The organism is Lysinibacillus sp. FW12, from assembly GCF_050817245.1.
GTDB lineage: Bacteria > Bacillota > Bacilli > Bacillales_A > Planococcaceae > Lysinibacillus > Lysinibacillus irui.
The window spans coordinates 1979084-2001979 of sequence record NZ_CP139094.1; the positions used below are offsets into that span (position 1 = coordinate 1979084).

Sequence of the window (22896 nt, forward strand, 5' to 3'; positions counted from 1 at the left end):
CCTTGTCCTACTATTTGGTAGGTCTATTATTTATTCATTTTTGTTTTTATCAGAAAAATTTAAATTTGAACGAAATGTCAAAATTTTTATCAAAGCGAGATAAAACTTATGCTTAATCAGCATGTAAACGATTTCAATTTTGACAGATTTTTTGAATTGTTTAAACAATTCAAAAAATAGTGTTGACGAGACCTTTTTTTCGTACTATGATAACAACAATTTAACACGTTCGTTACAGCAGTGATCGACTAGAAAGCTGTTAATCTATAAATAAAAACAAAAGAGACAGAACATTTTGATTATAGTGACGAACAAAGTATGGAAAGCAATGAGGGGCGTTTAAAATGAGAAGTGACATGATTAAAGTAGGCGTAGATCGAGCGCCACATCGAAGTCTTTTATATGCAACAGGCAAAGTAAAAGCAAAAGATTTAGGCAAACCATTTATTGGGGTTTGTAACTCTTATATCGACATAATACCAGGTCACGTTCATTTACGTACGTTCGCTGATGTAGTGAAAGAAGCTATTATTGAAGCGGGTGGTATTCCATTCGAATTTAATACAATTGGTGTCGATGATGGTATTGCAATGGGGCATATTGGGATGCGTTATTCATTACCTAGTCGTGAAATTATAGCAGACTCAGCTGAGACGGTTATTAATGCACACTGGTTTGATGGTGTTTTTTATATTCCAAACTGTGACAAAATTACACCTGGTATGCTTATGGCAGCGGTTCGTACGAATGTACCATCTATCTTTGTTTCGGGTGGTCCAATGGAGGCCGGTACCTCTGCTACAGGTAAGCAGCTTTCCCTCACATCAGTTTTTGAAGGAGTAGGGGCTCATAAATCAGGGAAAATGTCAGCTGAAGAGCTGTTAGATATTGAAAATAATGCATGTCCAACATGTGGTTCATGCTCAGGTATGTTTACAGCAAACTCCATGAACTGCTTAATGGAAATGCTAGGTGTCGCATTACCAGGGAATGGTACAATCGTAGCTACTTCTGAAGAGCGTCACCAGCTGATTAAAGAAGCAGCTAAACAATTAATTCGTATGGTAAAAGAAGATATTAAGCCACGCGATATTATTACAAAAGAAGCTATTGATGATGCATTTGCTCTTGATATGGCAATGGGTGGCTCAACAAACACTGTTCTTCATACATTAGCCATTGCGAATGAAGCAGAAATAGACTATAACATTGAAGATATTAATAAAGTAGCGGAACGCGTACCGTATTTAGCAAAAATTATGCCTGCTTCGGATATTTCAATGGATGACATCAATAAAGCTGGTGGAGTTAGCGCCATTATTAACGAATTAACAACGATTCCAGGTGCTATTCACCCAGATCGTCCTACAGTTGCAGGAGTGACAATGGGAGAACTTGTTAAAGATTATCACATCACGAATGATCAAGTCATTCGAACAAAAGACAATCCATATAGTGCTGTAGGTGGGTTATCCGTATTATTCGGTAACATCGCACCGGAGGGTTCTGTTATTAAAGTAGGGGCGGTTGATCCTTCCATCCAATTATTCAAAGGCGAAGCAATCGTTTTTGATTCACAAGAAGCAGCCCAAGAGAATATTGATAATGGAACAGTTAAAGAGGGCCATGTAGTCGTCATTCGCTACGAGGGACCTAAAGGTGGCCCGGGGATGCCAGAAATGCTTGCACCTACCTCTGCGATTCAAGGTCGTGGTCTTGGTACAAAGGTTGCTTTAATCACAGATGGTCGTTTCTCAGGAGCATCTCGAGGTATTTCAATTGGACATATTTCACCAGAAGCAGCTGAAGGTGGTCCAATCGCTTTAGTTGAAAATGGAGATATTATTGAAATTGATCTACCAAATCGTACGATTAATTTACAAGTTTCAGATGAAGTTTTAGCTGAACGTCGTGCAAAATTACCAGTCTTTGAGCCAAAAATTAAACGAGGTTGGCTAGCAAGATATTCAAAATTAGTGACGAACGCCTCAACTGGCGGCGTAATGAAAATTTAACAACTAAATATATGAAAACGTTGATGAGGTTAAAGGTTCTAGAGCCTTGTATCTACCAGAGAGCCGGTCGTGCTGGAAGCCGGCGATACAACTAGATCCGACATCCCCTCGGAGTGGGCTATTAAACGTGTTTACACCATTAGATAGCTCCGGGCATAGTCGAAAGTGCTCGTTATTAATGAATAAATGTTTTATGACACTCTATTGGATGCGAATTCTTTCGCATTGGTGCATAAATGCAATCATTTATTCGCGAGGTAGCAATTATTTGCTATAAAAAAGGGTGGTACCATGGAAAGTCTTTTTCATCCCTACGTAAGGTAGTTCTTTGCGTGTGGAGAAAAAGGCTTTTTATTATTTTCACGAATGAAATGCAAACTCTCAACCAAATGGAAGAGAGTGCAGATAATCCAGCTTGTGACACTTCATTAATCTACAACACTGATGTGTGAGTTTGAAAGATATAAAGGAGGCATAATTTGATGAGTGCAAATGTTTCAATGAATGAACAAGAACAATTAGTAACAACTGTTACTGCTGAGCAAACCTATCAAGCAAAGGACGGTGCAGATGTATTAGTGCAGGCATTGCACGATCAAGGTGTTGAAATCATCTTTGGCTATCCTGGAGGAGCCGTATTGCAAATCTATGATGCAATGTATAAAAATCCAATCCGCCATATTTTAACTAGACATGAACAGGGTGCTATTCATGCAGCCGAGGGTTATGCTCGTGTTTCTGGTAAAACGGGTGTTGTTATTGCGACAAGTGGGCCAGGCGCAACAAATCTCGTAACAGGTATTGCGGACGCCATGATTGATTCCATTCCATTAGTTGTCTTTACAGGTCAGGTTGCTACTTCTGTAATTGGAACAGACGCTTTCCAAGAAGCAGATATCATGGGGATTACGACACCAATTACAAAGCACAATTACCAAGTGCAGGACGTAAATGATATTCCACGTATTGTTAAAGAGGCGTTCCATATTGCTAGCACAGGTCGTAAGGGACCAGTTGTCGTGGACTTCCCAAAAAACGTTTCACAAATGTTGTTTGATGTAGAGAATCCGCCACAAGCACCTGATGATATTTATTTACCAGGCTATCAGCCAACATATAAACCAAATTACTTACAGATCCAAAAAGCGATTCAAGCGATTTCCTTGGCAAAGAATCCAATCATTTTAGCTGGTGCAGGTGTTCTCTTTGCTGATGCACGTGAGGAATTAACAGCCTTCGCAGAAAAATACCGTATTCCAGTAACGAACACATTGCTAGGACTTGGGTCCATTCATGGTGAACATGATTTATTCCTTGGGATGGCAGGCATGCACGGTACAGTAACAGCAAATACAGCCATCACAAAATCTGATTTATTACTTAATATTGGTGCACGCTTTGATGATCGTTTAACAGGTAATTTAGCCACATTTGCACCAAATGCAACAATCATCCATATCGACATAGATCCTGCTGAAATTGGCAAAAACGTTCCGACAGATATTCCGATCGTTGCAGATGCAAAAGAAGCTTTGAAAGCATTATTGAAAAAGGACTTCGAAGGTCCTGATACAGCAGATTGGTTAGCCTATTTAAACAATCATGCCAATGACTATCCATTATGGTATTGCAAGAATGATGATGATCAGGAAGTTTTACCACAAGAGGCATTGCAATTAGTGCATAAAATTACTGAGGGTGATGCCATTGTAACGACTGATGTTGGGCAGCATCAAATGTGGGCAGCGCAATACTACCATTTAAATAATGATCATGCATGGGTAACGTCTGGTGGACTTGGTACGATGGGCTTCGGCTTCCCAGCCGCAATTGGCGCTCAATTTGCGAAGCCAGACAAAAAAGTTATTTCGATTGTAGGAGATGCAGGCTTCCAAATGACTGCACAGGAGTTATCCATTCTACAGGAGTTTAACTTACCAGTAAAAATTGTGATTTTGAATAATAGCTGCCTTGGCATGGTCCGTCAATGGCAACAGACATTCTATGAAGAGCGTTATTCATCATCGCTTATGCCAATCCAACCAGACTTTGTTAAGTTAGCAGATGCCTATAATATAAAAGGCTATCGAATTAACACAATTGATGAAGCGGAGGATATTTTCCGTGAGGCACTACTTTCTGATGAGCCAGTATTAATTGATTGTCGAGTGAAACAGCTTGAATGTGTTTACCCAATGGTAGCACCAGGCAAAGGCTTACATGAAATGATTGGGGTGAAAAAAGAATTGAAACGAGTAATTACCGTAACTGTGATTAACCAAAGTGGTGTGTTAAACCGATTGACAGGTCTATTGATGAAGCGTCAATTCAATATTGAATCGATTACAGTAGGTCATACGGAACAAGCAAACTTTTCAAAGATGACTTTTGTAGTCCACGTCGAGGATGAACGCAAGATCGAGCAACTAGTGAAACAATTATCGAAGCAAATTGATGTGTTAAAGGTCAATGACATAACGGATAAATCAATTGTTTTGCGAGAGCTAGCGCTGGTAAAGGTTATTTCACCGCCAAATTTACGTTTGGAAATGAATTCGATTGTCGAACCATTCCGTGCTCAAATTATTGATACGGCTAAAAACGTTGTGACGTATCAAGTGGTAGGGCACCCAGACAAAATTGATGCCTTTATCGAACTCATTCGACCATATGGCATTAAAGAGCTTACTCGTACAGGGGCCACTGCTTCTGTTCGTGAAACACAAAAAATCTCAAATCCACAGCTCTCTATTTTAAAATAGTTTGCATATAAATTTAACAAGCTTTATGGAGCTAAAAAAACAAACCAAATTCTAGGAGGAAATGAACTATGGCTACTATGTATTATGAACAAAATATCAACGAGGACGTACTAAAAGGAAAGAAAATCGCAATCATCGGTTATGGCTCACAAGGACACGCACATGCATTAAACCTTAAGGAATCAGGCTTTGATGTAGTAGTAGGGGTTCGCCCAGGTGGATCTTTCGATGCTGCAAAAGCAGATGGTATTGATGTAAAAACGGTGGCGGAGGCTGCACAAGAAGCAGATGTTATCCAAATTTTATTACCAGATGAGCGTCAAAAAGCAGTTTATGAAGCAGAAATTGCACCACATCTACAAGCTGGCAAAGCTTTAATGTTTGCGCACGGCTTCAACATTCACTTTGGTCAAATTACACCACCAGCAGATGTTGACGTATTTTTAGTAGCACCAAAAGGCCCAGGACATTTAGTGCGTCGTCAATTCCAAGAAGGAGCTGGCGTACCAGGTTTATTCGCTATCCATCAAGACGCGACAGGTCAAGCAAAAGATTTAGCACTTGCTTATGGTAAAGGAATTGGTGCCGCACGTGGTGGACTTCTTGAAACATCATTCAAAGAAGAGACAGAGACAGATTTATTCGGTGAACAAGCAGTTCTTTGTGGTGGTGCAACACAACTTGTAAGAGCAGGATTTGAAACGCTAGTAGAAGCTGGCTACCAACCGGAATTAGCTTACTTTGAAACACTTCACGAGCTTAAATTAATTGTTGACCTTATGTTTGAAGGCGGTATGGCAACAATGCGTTACTCGGTGTCAGATACAGCTGAGTGGGGAGATTATGTGGCGGGACCACGCATTATCGATGAGTCAGTAAAAGCACGAATGAAAGATGTGTTAACAGATATTCAAGATGGTACATTTGCTCGTCGTTGGATTCAAGAAAATGAAAATGGTCGCCCAGAATATACAAAATTCAAAGAGGCTGGTGCAAACCATCAAATTGAAGAAGTGGGTGCAAAATTACGTGCTATGATGCCATTCATTAATGAAGGTAAAGAAAAAGTTGTGAGAGAAGTGGCTACAAGTGCGAAAAATTGATATTTTCGATACGACGCTTCGCGATGGTGAACAATCTGCTGGGATCAACTTAAATACGGCCGAGAAGATTGAAATTGCCAAACAGTTAGAGCGCCTTGGAGTGACAATAATTGAAGCAGGGTTTCCTGCTTCGTCACCCGGTGACTTTGATGCCGTCCATCGCATTGCAGGAACCGTAAAAAATTCTATTATCACAGGTCTAGCTCGCTGTATCCAAAAGGATATCGATACGACTTGGGAAGCAATTAAAGTAGCAGAGCAACCACATATTCATGTTTTTCTAGCAACCTCACCCATTCATATGGAATATAAGTTAAAAAAATCCCCAGATCAAGTGATCGAGCAAGCGGTTGCGGCAGTTAAATATGCAAAAAAATTCTTTCCTCTTGTGCAATGGTCTGCCGAGGATGCATTCCGTTCGGATCGTGAATTTTTAGTACGAATTATGAATGAAGTGGTTGCTGCTGGTGCTTCAACGATTAATGTTCCTGACACTGTAGGCTATGCTTCCCCTCAGGAATATGGCGCATTATTTAAATTCCTACTGGAAAATGTAAAAGGTGCTGACAAAGTAAAATTCTCTGCCCATTGTCATGATGACCTTGGGATGGCCACAGCCAATACGATTGCTGCCATCGAAAATGGTGCCGCGCAAGTAGAGGGAACCATCAATGGTATTGGCGAACGTGCAGGGAATGTAGCACTAGAAGAAATTGCGGTGGCACTGCATATTCGCAAAGATTTTTACCAAGTGGAAACTGGCATACAGCTGCAAGAGATTAAACGCACGTCTCAATTAGTCAGTAAATTGACAAACGTTGTGATTCAGCCTAATAAAGCAATTGTTGGAAAGAATGCATTTGCGCATGAATCAGGTATCCATCAAGATGGCGTCTTGAAAAATCCGGAAACCTACGAAATTATCTCACCTGCCCTCATCGGTGAGGGTGAAATACCATTAGTACTTGGGAAACATTCTGGGCGTGCTGCCTTCCGTGATCGTGCTGAAACAATGGGCTTCAACCTTTCCGATGAAAAGCTGAACAAAGCGTTTGTGAAATTTAAAAAACTAGCTGATCGGAAAAAAGAGATTACAGAAGAGGATTTACTAACTCTTCTCACAGAACAACAGGTTCAAATAGAGGATGTACCACTCTTTGATTTGAAGATGGTACAAGTGCAATATGGAACAGAAAATATTCCTACTGCTACAGCCATTGTCCTAACACCAGAGGGGCTAGAGAAAACGGTTGTTGCGACTGGCTCTGGTTCTGTGGAGGCCATTTTTAATACGCTGGAGCAGCTTGTACCTGGAGCTGTTCAGGTGCTTGATTACCGTGTGTCATCTGTAGGGAAGGGCCGAGATGCACTTGGTGAAGCGGTTATTAATATTCGTTATGATAATGTATCGACAACAGGCCGCAATTCTTCACAAGATGTTTTAGAAGCTTCGGCTAAAGCTTATTTAAATGCCATTAACCGTCATTTAATACAAGCAAGTCTTCGCGCACAGCCTGTATAGGTTGTAAAGGTAGTGAATTGTGTGATGTACCATTCACGCGTCGGATGCAATGATGTCATGGCGTATTGTATCTTTCAAGAAAAATTACGCTTAGTCGTAATGAATACGCTCATCTAAATAGTAGGTAGGTGAGCGTTCTTACTAAATTAGCGAATGCGCTAAAAAAAGAAAGGTGTTTTGACGATGGAGAAAAAAATTACAGTCCTTCCTGGTGACGGGATTGGGCCAGAGGTTGTTGCTTCTGCTGTACGTGTACTACAAGTGATTGGTAAACGATTTAATCATACATTTCATTTAGGATATGCAACAATTGGGGGTGCTGCCATTGATCAGCACAACAATCCATTACCAGAAGAAACAATCGAGATGTGTGAAAATAGCGATGCGATTCTATTAGGAGCTGTTGGTGGACCAAAATGGGATCAAAACCCACCTGAATTACGCCCAGAAAAAGGGTTATTGCGTATTCGCAAACACTTCGATTTATTTGCAAATCTACGTCCAGTAAAGGCGTTCCCGAGTTTACTAGATGCTTCACCATTAAAACGTGAAGTAGCTGAAAACGTTGATTTAATGATTGTTCGTGAACTAACAGGCGGCGTATACTTCGGGGAACCACGTATGCGTACTGAAAATGGCGCAATTGATACAACTGTTTATTCAAAAGCAGAGGTGGAGCGTATCGTTGAAAATGCCTTTGAGCTAGCACGTTTACGTGGAGGCAAATTATGCTCTGTTGATAAGGCGAATGTTCTTGAAACAAGTCGCTTATGGCGTGAAGTCGTAGAAGCAAAGAAAAAAGACTATCCAGATGTCATTGTAGAACATAATCTAGTCGACTCTGTTGCGATGAAACTAATTACAAATCCTGGTCACTATGATGTAGTAGTCACTGAAAATATGTTTGGTGATATTTTAAGTGATGAAGCATCAGTTATTACTGGTTCTTTGGGCGTCCTTCCATCGGCATCTATTCGTGGTGATAATTTTGGCTTATATGAACCTGTACATGGATCAGCTCCGGAAATTGCAGGGCAAGGAGTAGCAAACCCTGCGGCAACAATTCTATCTGTTGCGATGATGCTACAATATTCCTTTGGCCTGAAAGAAGAGGCGGCAGAAATTGAGCGTGCTGTTAGTGCAGTATTTGATGATGGTTACTTTACAGCAGATCTTGCTCGTGACGGCAGCCGCATTTTATCGACAAATGAATGGACAGATAAAGTGATTAACGAAATTGATACTAGTTTTGTTTCACAAAGTATTATGACAACATATATTTAAAGAAATAGGTGAAGACAATGGGTAAAAATATAATTGAAAAGATTTGGGATAAACATGTAGTTTATCAGGAAGAGGGCAAACCGGACCTGTTATATATTGATCTTCATTTAATTCATGAAGTAACATCTCCGCAAGCTTTTGAAGGTCTACGTTTGAACGGACGCAAAGTGCGTCGTCCTGATTTAAGCTTTGCGACAATGGATCATAACGTACCAACGAAAAATTTACCGACAATTCATGATCCTATTGCACGCAACCAAATCGAAACATTGGCTAAAAATGCAAAAGAGTTTGGTGTTGAGCTAGCAGGAATGGGTCATCCTGACCAAGGGATTGTACACGTTATTGGGCCAGAGCTAGGATTAACACAACCAGGGAAAACCATCGTTTGTGGCGACTCTCATACATCAACTCACGGTGCCTTTGGTGCGATTGCTTTCGGGATTGGTACATCAGAGGTTGAGCATGTCTTATCGACACAAACTTTATGGCAAAATAAGCCGAAAACGATGGAAATTCGTGTTGAAGGGGAGCTACCAGTTGGGGTAGCTGCAAAGGATATTATTTTAGCCATTATTGCAAAGTTTGGTATTGGTGTTGGCACTGGGCATATTGTGGAATTCACTGGAGAGGCTATCCATAAATTGTCTATGGAAGAACGGATGACAATCTGTAATATGTCGATTGAGGCAGGAGCGAAAGCTGGGCTGATTTCACCTGATCAAACAACAGTGGATTATATTCGTGGTCGCAAATATGCGCCACAAGGTGAAAAATTGGAGGAAGCAGCCGCTTATTGGTTAAGTTTGGCTTCCGATGAGGATGCTACGTACGACACAGTTCGTATCATAAATGCAGAAGAAATCGAACCAATCATTACATGGGGCACAAATCCATCGATGGGTACGGGTGTTTCTGGTCATGTTCCAACACAAGCAGATTATGAGGATGAATCTGATAAGGCAGCTCTTCAAAAAGCTTTAGCCTATATGGGCTTAGAGGAAGGGCAACCTTTAACATCTATTGATATTCAGCATGTCTTTATTGGCTCCTGTACAAACTCACGCATTAGTGATTTACGCGCAGCTGCTAGTGTCATTCAAGGACGTAAGGTGCATGATAATGTAACAGCAATTGTTGTGCCGGGTTCACATACGACGAAGAAGCAAGCAGAGGAAGAGGGCTTGGATAAAATCTTTATCGAGGCAGGCTTTGAATGGAGAGAGTCAGGTTGCTCCATGTGCCTAGCGATGAATGATGATGTTGTACCAGCTGGTGAACGCTGTGCCTCTACATCCAATCGCAATTTTGAAGGACGTCAGGGAGCGGGTTCTCGTACACATTTAGTATCACCACCGATGGCAGCTGCAGCTGCGATTGCAGGTCATTTTGTGGATGTACGTGAATTTGTGAAGGAAACTGTGTAAGTCTTGCTTTACACGGAAGGGATGATTAAAAATGGAACCAATTAATATCGTTAATAGTGTCATCACACCACTTGATCGTAAAAATGTTGATACAGATCAAATTATTTCAAAAGAATTTCTTAAACGTATTGAGCGCACAGGATTTGGACAATTTTTATTTTATCACTGGCGTTACGATGCACAAGGCAAAGAGATCAAAGACTTTGTTTTAAATAAACCTGAATTTAAAGAATCCAAAATTTTAGTGGCGCAAGATAATTTTGGCTGCGGTTCATCCCGCGAACACGCACCATGGGCCATCTTAGATTATGGCTTTAACGTGGTGATTGCCCCTTCTTTCGCAGATATCTTCCATAATAACTGCTTTAAAAATGGCATTCTACCTATTAAGTTAACAGAAGCAGAATGTGATGAAATTCTGGCTAAGGGATTAGCAAAGCCATATACAATGGAAGTAAATCTTGCTGAGCAAACAGTGACAGGTGAAGATGGTAAAGTTTATCATTTCACAATTGATCCGTACTATAAGGAAACATTACTAAATGGTTGGGATGAAATTGCTTTAACCTTTAAATACGAAGAACATATTGCTGCCTATGAGGCAAAGCGGGTAGCATTCTAAGCAAAAGTGGCTGGATAAATCCTAGCTATAAACTAAAAAGCCAGTGAAATTTTACGATTAATAAAATTTCGTTGGCTTTTAAAATTTTTTCAATAAGAAAGTCTTCTGATACATTAACTCATCAAAAATATATTAATTAGTTTTGCTTTATATAAAAGTAAAGTTACAGAAAGAATGTATTGCCTTCTATGTTCACCATTTCAAAGCTATTCTGTAGAAACTTTCGATTCGACAGTTGAAGAAAAAGCATATTCAGTTATTACTCATTCTAACTGGAAGACATAGTGTTAGGAGAATCAGTGAATTGAAAAGATGGTATACGTTATTTAAGCTTCAGGATAATAATGCTGAAGGAGTATGTAAGGCTTTTTCCTGATGAAAGTGCTATGGTTATCGGTTCTAACTGCAAAGCAATGGGATTATTTTTTAGAAACGATATAAAACGTGCTATTGTATAAAATACAATATTTAATAGTAGGGAGATAGAAAAGAAAGTTTTTAACTAATTTCATGTTGACTATTTTGTTAATATAATATATTATTGATTTCTATCGTGAAATATCGATAGATGTTAATAAGTATTAATCACAGGTGTTAACATAAAAATATTTTGATATATTGTGAAACATCATTTAGCGAATAAAATATTTTGAATTAGTTGTTGACAAACACGAAAATGTTTTGATATAATAAAATTCCTGTCGCTGTATGGCAGTATAAAATGAACCTTGAAAACTGAACAAGCAAAACGTAATCAATAAAGTTTTAAGTAACTAGTTTCGGCTAGTGAACGAAACAAAATTTTGGACATCAAAATTGATGCCAGCAAAACAATTTGAGCTAATCAAATTTCTTTTATGGAGAGTTTGATCCTGGCTCAGGACGAACGCTGGCGGCGTGCCTAATACATGCAAGTCGAGCGAACAGAGAAGGAGCTTGCTCCTTTGACGTTAGCGGCGGACGGGTGAGTAACACGTGGGCAACCTACCTTATAGTTTGGGATAACTCCGGGAAACCGGGGCTAATACCGAATAATCTGTTCCACCTCATGGCGGAACACTGAAAGACGGCATCTCGCTGTCGCTATAAGATGGGCCCGCGGCGCATTAGCTAGTTGGTGAGGTAACGGCTCACCAAGGCGACGATGCGTAGCCGACCTGAGAGGGTGATCGGCCACACTGGGACTGAGACACGGCCCAGACTCCTACGGGAGGCAGCAGTAGGGAATCTTCCACAATGGGCGAAAGCCTGATGGAGCAACGCCGCGTGAGTGAAGAAGGTTTTCGGATCGTAAAACTCTGTTGTAAGGGAAGAACAAGTACAGTAGTAACTGGCTGTACCTTGACGGTACCTTATTAGAAAGCCACGGCTAACTACGTGCCAGCAGCCGCGGTAATACGTAGGTGGCAAGCGTTGTCCGGAATTATTGGGCGTAAAGCGCGCGCAGGCGGTCCTTTAAGTCTGATGTGAAAGCCCACGGCTCAACCGTGGAGGGTCATTGGAAACTGGGGGACTTGAGTGCAGAAGAGGAAAGTGGAATTCCAAGTGTAGCGGTGAAATGCGTAGAGATTTGGAGGAACACCAGTGGCGAAGGCGACTTTCTGGTCTGTAACTGACGCTGAGGCGCGAAAGCGTGGGGAGCAAACAGGATTAGATACCCTGGTAGTCCACGCCGTAAACGATGAGTGCTAAGTGTTAGGGGGTTTCCGCCCCTTAGTGCTGCAGCTAACGCATTAAGCACTCCGCCTGGGGAGTACGGTCGCAAGACTGAAACTCAAAGGAATTGACGGGGGCCCGCACAAGCGGTGGAGCATGTGGTTTAATTCGAAGCAACGCGAAGAACCTTACCAGGTCTTGACATCCCGTTGACCACTGTAGAGATATAGTTTCCCCTTCGGGGGCAACGGTGACAGGTGGTGCATGGTTGTCGTCAGCTCGTGTCGTGAGATGTTGGGTTAAGTCCCGCAACGAGCGCAACCCTTGATCTTAGTTGCCATCATTTAGTTGGGCACTCTAAGGTGACTGCCGGTGACAAACCGGAGGAAGGTGGGGATGACGTCAAATCATCATGCCCCTTATGACCTGGGCTACACACGTGCTACAATGGACGATACAAACGGTTGCCAACTCGCGAGAGGGAGCTAATCCGATAAAGTCGTTCTCAGTTCGGATTGTAGGCTGCAACTCGCCTACATGAAGCCGGAATCGCTAGTAATCGCGGATCAGCATGCCGCGGTGAATACGTTCCCGGGCCTTGTACACACCGCCCGTCACACCACGAGAGTTTGTAACACCCGAAGTCGGTGAGGTAACCTTTTGGAGCCAGCCGCCGAAGGTGGGATAGATGATTGGGGTGAAGTCGTAACAAGGTAGCCGTATCGGAAGGTGCGGCTGGATCACCTCCTTTCTAAGGATTATTTCGGAATACAAACCTAGGGTTTGTAAGATTACGTTTTGCGTTCAGTTTTGAAGGTTCATTCTTCCGAATGAAATACTTCAAATATGTGCTCCTGTCGCTACGCTTTCGTCGCAAAGCTGCGAAGAAGTAGAAGCAGGCAGTAACTTTGTTCTTTGAAAACTGGATAAAACGACATTGAAATTGTAACAAACACATTTATTTTTTAAGTTTTTTATAGGCTTAATAACATTAGTAAGGTTTCAAGACACAAGCAGTTCTAGGAAGCAATCGAGTGAATGAAGGAGCGTACTTCAGTACGTGACTGATTGAACGAGTGAAGCTGACAACGAAATGCGATGTGAATTGAAAGCTGTAGGTTAAGTTATTAAGGGCGCACGGCGAATGCCTTGGCACTAGGAGCCGAAGAAGGACGGCACTAACACCGATATGCTTCGGGGAGCTGTAAGTGAGCTTTGATCCGGAGATTTCCGAATGGGGGAACCCACTACGTTTAATCGCGTAGTATCTTGACGTGAATACATAGCGTCTTGAAGGCAGACCCAGGGAACTGAAACATCTAAGTACCTGGAGGAAGAGAAAGAAAAATCGATTCCCTGAGTAGCGGCGAGCGAAACGGGAAGAGCCCAAACCAAGAGGCTTGCCTCTTGGGGTTGTAGGACACTCTATACGGAGTTACAAAAGAGCGAGTTAGATGAAGCGACTTGGAAAGGTCCGCCAGAGCAGGTAAAAGCCCTGTAGTCGAAAGTTCGTTCTCTCCTGAGTGGATCCTGAGTACGGCGGAACACGTGAAATTCCGTCGGAATCCGGGAGGACCATCTCCCAAGGCTAAATACTACCTAGTGACCGATAGTGAACCAGTACCGTGAGGGAAAGGTGAAAAGCACCCCGAGAGGGGAGTGAAAGAGATCCTGAAACCGTGTGCCTACAAGTAGTTAGAGCCCGTTAATGGGTGATAGCGTGCCTTTTGTAGAATGAACCGGCGAGTTACGATTACGTGCAAGGTTAAGCTTTAGAAGGCGGAGCCGCAGCGAAAGCGAGTCTGAATAGGGCGAAATAGTACGTGGTCGTAGACCCGAAACCAGGTGATCTACCCATGTCCAGGGTGAAGGTAAGGTAACACTTACTGGAGGCCCGAACCCACGCACGTTGAAAAGTGCGGGGATGAGGTGTGGGTAGCGGAGAAATTCCAATCGAACTTGGAGATAGCTGGTTCTCTCCGAAATAGCTTTAGGGCTAGCCTCGTGATGAGAATACTGGAGGTAGAGCACTGTTTGGACTAGGGGGCCATCCCGGTTTACCGAATTCAGACAAACTCCGAATGCCAGATATTTATACACGGGAGTCAGACTGCGAGTGATAAGATCCGTAGTCAAAAGGGAAACAGCCCAGACCACCAGCTAAGGTCCCAAAGTAATCGTTAAGTGGAAAAGGATGTGGCGTTGCACAGACAACCAGGATGTTGGCTTAGAAGCAGCCATCATTTAAAGAGTGCGTAATAGCTCACTGGTCGAGTGACGCTGCGCCGAAAATGTATCGGGGCTAAACGATTCACCGAAGCTGTGGATTGACATCTACGATGTCAGTGGTAGGAGAGCGTTCTAAGTGCGTTGAAGTCAGACCGGAAGGACTGGTGGAGCGCTTAGAAGTGAGAATGCCGGTATGAGTAGCGAAAGACGGGTGAGAATCCCGTCCACCGTATGACTAAGGTTTCCTGAGGAAGGCTCGTCCGCTCAGGGTTAGTCGGGACCTAAGCCGAGGCCGACAGGCGTAGGCGATGGACAACAGGTTGATATTCCTGTACCACCTCCTCACCGTTTGAGAAATGGGGGGACGCAGTAGGATAGGGTAAGCGCGCTGTTGGTTATGCGCGTCCAAGCAGTAAGGCGTGTGTGTAGGCAAATCCGCACACTGTAACGTTGAGCTGTGATGGCGAGTCCGTATGGACGAAGTTCCTGATTTCACACTGCCAAGAAAAGCCTCTATCGAGGTGAGAGGTGCCCGTACCGCAAACCGACACAGGTAGTCGAGGAGAGAATCCTAAGGTGTGCGAGAGAACTCTCGTTAAGGAACTCGGCAAAATGACCCCGTAACTTCGGGAGAAGGGGTGCTCTTGAGCGTGCAAGCGCATGAGAGCCGCAGTGAATAGGCCCAGGCGACTGTTTAGCAAAAACACAGGTCTCTGCAAAACCGTAAGGTGACGTATAGGGGCTGACGCCTGCCCGGTGCTGGAAGGTTAAGAGGAGTGGTTAGCGCAAGCGAAGCTGCGAATTGAAGCCCCAGTAAACGGCGGCCGTAACTATAACGGTCCTAAGGTAGCGAAATTCCTTGTCGGGTAAGTTCCGACCCGCACGAAAGGCGTAACGATCTGGGCACTGTCTCAACGAGAGACTCGGTGAAATTATAGTACCTGTGAAGATGCAGGTTACCCGCGACAGGACGGAAAGACCCCGTGGAGCTTTACTGTAGCCTGATATTGAATTTTGGTACAACTTGTACAGGATAGGTAGGAGCCAGAGATCTCGGAGCGCCAGCTTCGAAGGAGGCGTCGGTGGGATACTACCCTGGTTGTATTGAAATTCTAACCCATGCCCCTTAGCGGGGCAGGAGACAGTGTCAGGCGGACAGTTTGACTGGGGCGGTCGCCTCCTAAAAGGTAACGGAGGCGCCCAAAGGTTCCCTCAGAATGGTTGGAAATCATTCGTAGAGTGTAAAGGCACAAGGGAGCTTGACTGCGAGACCTACAAGTCGAGCAGGGTCGAAAGACGGGCTTAGTGATCCGGTGGTTCCGCATGGAAGGGCCATCGCTCAACGGATAAAAGCTACCCCGGGGATAACAGGCTTATCTCCCCCAAGAGTCCACATCGACGGGGAGGTTTGGCACCTCGATGTCGGCTCATCGCATCCTGGGGCTGTAGTCGGTCCCAAGGGTTGGGCTGTTCGCCCATTAAAGCGGTACGCGAGCTGGGTTCAGAACGTCGTGAGACAGTTCGGTCCCTATCCGTCGTGGGCGTAGGAAATTTGAGAGGAGCTGTCCTTAGTACGAGAGGACCGGGATGGACACACCGCTGGTGTACCAGTTGTCTTGCCAAAGGCATCGCTGGGTAGCTATGTGTGGACGGGATAAGTGCTGAAAGCATCTAAGCATGAAGCCCCCCTCAAGATGAGATTTCCCATTACGCAAGTAAGTAAGATCCCTCAAAGACGATGAGGTAGATAGGTTCGAGGTGGAAGTGTGGTGACACATGGAGCTGACGAATACTAATCGATCGAGGACTTAACCAAATTGTTTGAAGCATTCAATGCACCGTTTATCCAGTTTTGAAAGAACAACCCTTTCAACAAAAGAGAGCTTCAATACCTTGTGTATTTTAAAGCTTAAAATAATGGAACTTCTGCTAAGAACGCAACATCCATGTTGCAACGCAGAAGCCAGCACATCCATGTGCAAGTCTAGTGATGATGGCAAAGAGGTCACACCCGTTCCCATACCGAACACGGAAGTTAAGCTCTTTAGCGCCGATGGTAGTTGGGGGCTTCCCCCTGTGAGAGTAGGACGTCGCTAGGCAAAATAATAGTAGTCGAGGATATATTCCTCGGCTTTTTTTATTTTCTCTTAACCAATACTGCTTCACTAAACCTTGAAAATATAACAAAGTCATTTAGACCTTCTAATATCTAAAAATGCTCGAACCTGGCTTTCTTCTTTAACCATATCCAACGACTTAATTCATTATAAATTTCCTCCTAGAACTATAGTTTGATTCCTAACTTCTCCATGCAAAGTCAATGCTCCACTTGTTAAAGCCCAAAAAGTAACTATGTTGTAAGCGGGTCCTCCCCTAATAAAACCATATAAAAATGGTTGACAGGATATCAGTTGACCTAATAATACGAATTTGAGCTTGTATTCTGTTTTTTTCCTTAGCTTCAATCGATGCAAATAAATATGTATAGAATGTGAAATATCACCATATAAATATGAATTTTCAGAATATAACTGCTATGCATAAATGGGATATTTTGATAATGTGAAAGTAGATGTAAAAAGTAGTAAATTGCTGAAGGAGGAATATAGAATGATTACTTATTCAGTTTCATGTATTTTTTGTAAAAAGACGTTTGAAGTAATTGAAGGGACCAAAAAATATACCATGTATAAAAGAAATATGAAAGGGAAATTTTCCTGTGATGATTGTGATACAAAAATTGAATTTGAGGCCAGAAAAGGGCTATTAGGAAAACTATAAAAAGCTCTGAAATCAACCTGTCTTTGTTCTTTTTTCTGCATTAAAATAGAAAGTAGAAGAAAGGTAGGGAATTCAATGATTACAGTCATAGGAAGTTTAAATATGGATCTAATTGTACAAATGGATGCTTTTCCTAAGCAGGGGGAGACGATTCTAGGTCAGGCATTTCAAACGGTACCTGGTGGTAAAGGGGCCAATCAAGCAGTTGCGGCAGCCCGTCTTGGTCATGAAGTGGCAATGATCGGCTGTGTGGGTAAAGATAGCTTTGGTGAGGCATTACGGAGTGTTTTACAACAAGAACATATACAAACGGGTGCCATCGTAAGTAGTCCTTCTGCTCTGACAGGGATAGCGAATATTCTTATTTATAATAACGACAATCGCATTGTTGTTGTACCTGGAGCAAACTATGAATTATCTCCATCACATCTTGAGGCTTCCAAGCACTTAATACAAAAAAGTCAAATGGTGATCATCCAGCTTGAAATTCCAAAAGAGACGACAGCTTATGCCATTCGAATGTGTAAAGAGGCAGGTGTTCCCATACTATTAAATCCTGCACCTGCCGCAAATTTTGATGTGCAATGGATGGAGGATATTACCTATTTAACACCAAATGAAACGGAATGTGCAGAAATTTTTAATGAACCGATTGACCACCTTTTAGAAAAGTATCCAAATAAATTAATAATAACGCTCGGTAGTGATGGTGCACGTTATTCTGATGGTACCTATCCAATCCATGTGCCAGGCTATATGACGACTGCTGTGGATACAACAGGTGCTGGGGATACGTTTAATGGTGCGTTAGCTTATGCCTTAGTAGAGGGACAATCGTTGGATGAGGCTGTCTACTTTGCTAATATTGCTGCTTCTTTATCGGTAGAAAAATTTAGTGCACAAGGCGGCATGCCGACACTTGATGCTGTATTTGCACGTATGGCTGGATTTTAAAAGTAGTAGATATTTAGGAGAAAGGTCATTCAATTAGAAAAAGATGTAAGTTTAAAATAATTATTTCAAAATATTTCTATCAAATAAAATAGAAAGCATTGTTTAAACTATTTCTTTTAGTCTGAATAGCTAATAATAAGTAAAGTTAGCAGAGAATTGTTATAAGGATGAATTCCTATTTGCTGTATAAACATATAAGTATTTTGTCCTCTTTTCGACAATCCATGTATTAGAAAAGCCATAGTTTCATTTATAATGGACTTATAGATACATACGAAAAGAGGTTTTGAGGATGACCAACATTGACAACACGCCAATCGAATATACAACCTCAGCGAATAATATTCTGCCACAATTTGTTGATCAACTTCGACAACTATATGGCATTATTGTCCAAAATACATATGTGAAAGATACGGCTAAACATTTAAATCGTATTATTCAAGATGCCAATAATCAGACAATGATTTTAATCGTTGGAAAAGAACGTGTAGGTAAAACAACACTTATTAATGGACTGCTAGGACGTGAAATTCTTTCAGTAGATGATCAACATCCAACAGGCGTAAATACATTTATACGTTACGGCGAGCATGAGGAGATTAAAGCTTATTTTTTAGATGGCGTTGTAGCCATATTCGATCTTAGTAAATTAGAGCTATTAACTACTGGCGATACGTTTGCTTCTCAGATTTTACGTGAGCATTTGGACTATTTAGAAGTATATTTGAAAAATGATTTACTTAAATCGGTGACGATCATTGACTCCGTTTCATTAGAAGCTGGGGGAGGAGAAATGGCTTATTTCTCTGAAGCATTGATGAATAGGGTGGATGAAATTTTCTGGGTTTTACGCTCGGGCTCTATGGCTATTGACGCTGAAATATTATTGCTGGAAGCCTTAAAAAATAAAGGGGTTGAACCTTTATGTGTTATTAATGGTATTGATGCTGATGATCATGCTGCGGCATTTGTCTCCTCGCAACAACAACGAATAGGTCATTTAATCAGTGATTTTGTCGCTGTTTCAGCTAGAAATGCATTGGAAGCCAAGCAAACGGACAGTCATGAGCTTTGGGAAAAAAGCCAGTACGAACATTTAATTACTGAAATACATCGTTTTGCTGAAAATAGTGATAAAAAAACCTATGCCATTTTAATTCGCTTCTTACAATGGCTAGAACGTTTCCGCTTCGAATTAACTGTCATTCCACAACGCGATCCATTTCAATCTGCTGTTGAGAATATTGAAAAATATGCAGGCGATACCCATTATGAATTTTCTCGCAACCAACGAGACTTGGCGATTGTCAAGGAATATGAGCAAGAATACGAAGAAGTTGCTCAAACATTTAAACATGTTCAAACATTGTATCAGCTATTACAAACAATCTCACAACATGATTATTTACAGGATGCTAAGGTAGATAAGTTTACAGAAATTGCTGTTTACTATCAACAAATGTTGAGAGAATATCGTACTATGCACAGTGAGTATTCACGTGAATACGAGCGTTTAGATGCACAGCATAAAAAAATTCATGGGAAAGGGCTCATGAAGGCTATTTTTGGTCAACATACACAAAATGACTTTTTCAAAGAGCGAGTAGAAAAGTTAAATGAGCAACAAGTGATTTGTGTCGCGCAATATGACAAAGTACAACAAGCGGAAGCTGCAATGTTGCAAGCGATTCAAGACATACAGCCTTATTTAATAGAATTAGTAAAAGAGCGCATGAGTCGGATTGAACAAAAAGTGCAAGAATTAAATCAACAAAGAGCAAAAGAAAAGCGCCAATTAAAGAACTATGCTGAAAAATTAAATGAATTTTCATGTTTAATTGAAGCTCAAGGCTATATTAAAGGTACCCTTCAGCCATTTTTAATGAATGAAGAGATACCTTTGAAAGCCAAGGATCTCAAAATGCTTGAAGAAACTGTACAGGCTATTTTAAGTATCGATTTATCGTACAACGGCTTACTTACACGCAGTCAAATGAATAATAAAATGGAAAGTATCGCCATCCCTTTTGATGTAAGAGACAAGCATCATCTAGAAGTGCTTTCTTTAAAGGAAGAGGATGTAAAATCAAACGATATTCCTGAAATTCCAAAGAAATTGGCGATCCAATACGAAGAATAAGCTAGAACAAAACGTTCTAAGAGGGCAGACCTTTTAGAACGTTTTTATGTTTGATGAAACATATCATTCCATTTTTACGTATAAATAGTAAGGAGGGGATTTACTTGATTGAAATTAATGGCCGCTTTACGGATGCAAAAATATTTGCTCAAACAGCGCTCCAAACAGCAATCGACCAAATTCAAGAATTGACAGATCAGGCGTTTATGGCTGGCACGAAAGTACGTATTATGCCAGATTATCATGCGGGCAAAGGCTGTGTCATTGGCACGACTATTCAATTGCAGAATCGTGTTGTTCCAAACCTTGTTGGAATTGATGTAGGATGTGGTGTATTTGTAGCACAATTAGATGTTTCGACTGTCGATTTTGCAAAGCTAGATTCTATCATCCGTACACATGTACCAAGTGGACAGGAGATTCATAAGGAAGTATCGCCTGCCCGTCAATTTTTAGAATTTGAAGGTAAACAATTTCGAGCAAGCGGTTTGAAAGATGAGTATACCAATCTGTCATTAGGTACTCTTGGTGGTGGCAATCATTTTATCGAACTTGCCAAGGATGAAGAAGAGCAGCACTATTTACTAATTCATACAGGCTCACGCTATGTAGGAGCAAAAGTAGCTAATTGGCATCAAAAAAGAGCATATGAAAATTTACGTCGACAAGATTTGACGGAAAAAATAGCAGAGCTTAAACGACTAGGGAGAGAAAAAGATATACAACCAATGATCCTCGCCTATAAAGAACAAAATCCTGCTGTGCCGAAAGAGTTAGCCTATTTAGAGGGTGACTATTTCCATGACTATATTCATGATATGAAGATTGCTCAACAATTTGCACGTATGAATCGTTGGACTATTGCCGAAATAATCGCTAAACAGATGGGGTGGCATTTCACGGATACATTTGATACGATTCATAACTATATTGATACTGAAACAATGACACTTCGCAAAGGGGCTGTTCGAGCCAATAAAGGAGAAAAGCTAGTTATTCCGATGAACATGCGCGATGGATCACTTATTTGTATTGGAAAAGGCAATGCAGAATGGAATTATTCAGCGCCACATGGAGCAGGGCGTATATTCTCACGACGAGCTGCTAAAAAAGCATTGAATATGAACGATTTTAAAGACACGATGCAGGGCATTTGGACAACATCCGTCAATGAGGAAACATTGGATGAGGCACCGATGGCTTATAAGCCAATGTCAGAAATAATATCGGCCATAGGAGAAACTGTAGATATTGTCAAAGTCATTAAACCTGTCTATAATTTTAAAGCAAATGAGGCAGCAAAACCGTATGAGAGAAAGGGCAAAGTGGATGATTAGCCATTCTATTCTCAATAGGCTATAAATGGTATAATATAGCTTTACATTAATGAAATGGGTGGTTTTTTGGTATCTTCAAAAGATGTGGCAAAGTACGCTGGTGTTTCACAAACAACTGTATCGAGGGTGTTGAATACGCCAGAGCTAGTAAAGCCAAAAACAATTGAAAAAGTAATGAAGGCGATTGAGGAACTAAACTATATACCGAATGATATAGCAAGATCGCTTGTTCAGCAAAAAACAGGCATTATTACACTAATTTCAGGACCATTACATAATCCTTTTTTTGTTGATACAACAACAGCGATCGTTAATTATGTCAATGCTCGAGGCTATAAAGTCAATGTCTATTTTGGGACAGAGGACAATTTAAACTCGATCTATAATGCCGTTTTAGAAACGAAGGCGGATGCCATTATTTTATCTTCTATGCTATATCAGGATGAGCTATTTTTTAAACTAGAAAAACGCGGAATTCCCTTTATTATGTTTAATCGTAAGCATCAAGAAAATAGACATTTTGTAGAAATTGATAATGTGCATGCTGGCTATCTTGCGGCAAATCATCTCTTATCTTTAGGGCATCAATCGCTATGCTGGATAGGTGGTCCACATCAAATGAGCACCTTCTATGGTCGCTATCAAGGATTTGTCCAGGCTTTGAAGCAACATGGAATAGATGACAAAACTGTGCCTACATTTTTTACAAACACCAATAAAAATGAAATTGAACGCGCCTTTGAGGAACTATTAAAGTTGGATAGAAGACCTACAGCTATATGTGCGGCTACAGATGCTATCGCTATTGAAATATTGAATCTATGTTTAGAGAGAGGGTTCAAGGTTCCAAGCGATTTCAATGTCATGGGCATTGACAATGTTGAGCTTAGTAAACACCACTCCATTGCCTTGACGACAGTAGGTTTAACGTCAGAAGAGAACTTAGGTTTTATAGCGATTGAAAAATTATTTGAGGTTATGGAGAAAAAAGTTCTTGCATTAGACAAACAGAGTCTGTTAAACTTTTTCCAAGAAATACAACGTGTAAAAATGAACTGATG

At 41.4% G+C, this 22896-nt stretch carries 12 protein-coding genes, 3 rRNA genes and 1 pseudogene; all 16 read left to right on the forward strand.

Going from position 1 to position 22896, the window contains the following annotated elements; all coding sequences use genetic code 11:
* The first annotated feature begins 344 nt into the window (after nucleotides 1–344).
* Nucleotides 345–2015 carry a dihydroxy-acid dehydratase gene (gene ilvD, locus SJW71_RS10090; protein ID WP_431812081.1) on the forward strand — a complete coding sequence of 557 codons (1671 nt, stop codon included), beginning with the start codon at nucleotides 345–347 and terminating at the stop codon, nucleotides 2013–2015.
* 482 nt (nucleotides 2016–2497) lie between these two features.
* Nucleotides 2498–4258, forward strand: a pseudogene (ilvB, locus tag SJW71_RS10095) (biosynthetic-type acetolactate synthase large subunit); the annotation flags it as partial.
* Nucleotides 4241–4777 carry an acetolactate synthase small subunit gene (gene ilvN / locus SJW71_RS10100; RefSeq protein ID WP_431812200.1) on the forward strand — a complete coding sequence of 179 codons (537 nt, stop codon included), beginning with the start codon at nucleotides 4241–4243 and terminating at the stop codon, nucleotides 4775–4777. The pseudogene ilvB and the gene ilvN, both read left to right, overlap by 18 nt.
* Nucleotides 4778–4845: 68 nt before the next feature.
* A complete protein-coding gene (gene ilvC / locus SJW71_RS10105) occupies nucleotides 4846–5880 on the forward strand; it encodes a ketol-acid reductoisomerase (protein WP_274793509.1) in 1035 nt (344 codons plus the stop codon).
* Nucleotides 5867–7402, forward strand: coding sequence for a 2-isopropylmalate synthase (locus tag SJW71_RS10110; protein WP_431812082.1), 1536 nt, complete (start codon nucleotides 5867–5869; stop codon nucleotides 7400–7402). Before ilvC ends, SJW71_RS10110 begins: the two co-directional genes overlap by 14 nt.
* A gap of 183 nt (nucleotides 7403–7585) precedes the next feature.
* Nucleotides 7586–8686: a 3-isopropylmalate dehydrogenase gene (gene leuB / locus SJW71_RS10115; RefSeq protein WP_274793507.1), complete on the forward strand. Its 1101-nt coding sequence runs from the start codon at nucleotides 7586–7588 to the stop codon at nucleotides 8684–8686.
* Between the two features lie 17 nt (nucleotides 8687–8703).
* Nucleotides 8704–10113, forward strand: coding sequence for a 3-isopropylmalate dehydratase large subunit (gene leuC, locus SJW71_RS10120; protein ID WP_274793505.1), 1410 nt, complete (start codon nucleotides 8704–8706; stop codon nucleotides 10111–10113).
* 31 nt (nucleotides 10114–10144) lie between these two features.
* Nucleotides 10145–10735 (forward strand): 3-isopropylmalate dehydratase small subunit, encoded by a 591-nt coding sequence (gene leuD / locus SJW71_RS10125; protein WP_341386487.1) that lies wholly within the window; start codon nucleotides 10145–10147, stop codon nucleotides 10733–10735.
* An 854-nt stretch (nucleotides 10736–11589) separates the two neighbouring features.
* A 16S ribosomal RNA gene (locus tag SJW71_RS10130) occupies nucleotides 11590–13142 on the forward strand.
* Nucleotides 13143–13508: 366 nt separating this feature from the next.
* A 23S ribosomal RNA gene (locus SJW71_RS10135) occupies nucleotides 13509–16436 on the forward strand.
* Between the two features lie 167 nt (nucleotides 16437–16603).
* Nucleotides 16604–16719: ribosomal RNA gene (rrf, locus tag SJW71_RS10140) — 5S ribosomal RNA — on the forward strand.
* The 16S, 23S and 5S rRNA genes sit together here, the layout of an rRNA operon.
* A gap of 511 nt (nucleotides 16720–17230) precedes the next feature.
* Complete coding sequence (locus SJW71_RS10145; protein WP_274793503.1) at nucleotides 17231–17401, forward strand: hypothetical protein; 171 nt, start codon at nucleotides 17231–17233, stop codon at nucleotides 17399–17401.
* Nucleotides 17402–17476: 75 nt separating this feature from the next.
* Nucleotides 17477–18355 carry a ribokinase gene (gene rbsK / locus SJW71_RS10150; protein ID WP_274793502.1) on the forward strand — a complete coding sequence of 293 codons (879 nt, stop codon included), beginning with the start codon at nucleotides 17477–17479 and terminating at the stop codon, nucleotides 18353–18355.
* Between the two features lie 292 nt (nucleotides 18356–18647).
* Nucleotides 18648–20498, forward strand: a complete 1851-nt coding sequence (locus tag SJW71_RS10155) for a dynamin family protein (protein ID WP_322612121.1) — start codon at nucleotides 18648–18650, stop codon at nucleotides 20496–20498.
* Nucleotides 20499–20602: 104 nt separating this feature from the next.
* A complete protein-coding gene (locus SJW71_RS10160; protein WP_322612120.1) occupies nucleotides 20603–21835 on the forward strand; it encodes an RtcB family protein in 1233 nt (410 codons plus the stop codon).
* Between the two features lie 66 nt (nucleotides 21836–21901).
* Nucleotides 21902–22894 carry a LacI family DNA-binding transcriptional regulator gene (locus SJW71_RS10165; protein WP_431812083.1) on the forward strand — a complete coding sequence of 331 codons (993 nt, stop codon included), beginning with the start codon at nucleotides 21902–21904 and terminating at the stop codon, nucleotides 22892–22894.
* Nucleotides 22895–22896: the final 2 nt, after the last annotated feature.

Bases quoted from the DNA above. Each gene is read 5' to 3' on its own strand.
- SJW71_RS10155 (WP_322612121.1), top strand. From the start codon at position 18,648: ATGACCAACATTGACAACACGCCAATCGAATATACAACCTCAGCGAAT.
- ilvD (WP_431812081.1), top strand. From the start codon at position 345: ATGAGAAGTGACATGATTAAAGTAGGCGTAGATCGAGCGCCACATCGA.
- leuC (WP_274793505.1), top strand. From the start codon at position 8,704: ATGGGTAAAAATATAATTGAAAAGATTTGGGATAAACATGTAGTTTAT.
- ilvC (WP_274793509.1), top strand. From the start codon at position 4,846: ATGGCTACTATGTATTATGAACAAAATATCAACGAGGACGTACTAAAA.
- leuB (WP_274793507.1), top strand. From the start codon at position 7,586: ATGGAGAAAAAAATTACAGTCCTTCCTGGTGACGGGATTGGGCCAGAG.
- leuD (WP_341386487.1), top strand. From the start codon at position 10,145: ATGGAACCAATTAATATCGTTAATAGTGTCATCACACCACTTGATCGT.
- SJW71_RS10145 (WP_274793503.1), top strand. From the start codon at position 17,231: ATGATTACTTATTCAGTTTCATGTATTTTTTGTAAAAAGACGTTTGAA.
- ilvN (WP_431812200.1), top strand. From the start codon at position 4,241: ATGATTGGGGTGAAAAAAGAATTGAAACGAGTAATTACCGTAACTGTG.
- rbsK (WP_274793502.1), top strand. From the start codon at position 17,477: ATGATTACAGTCATAGGAAGTTTAAATATGGATCTAATTGTACAAATG.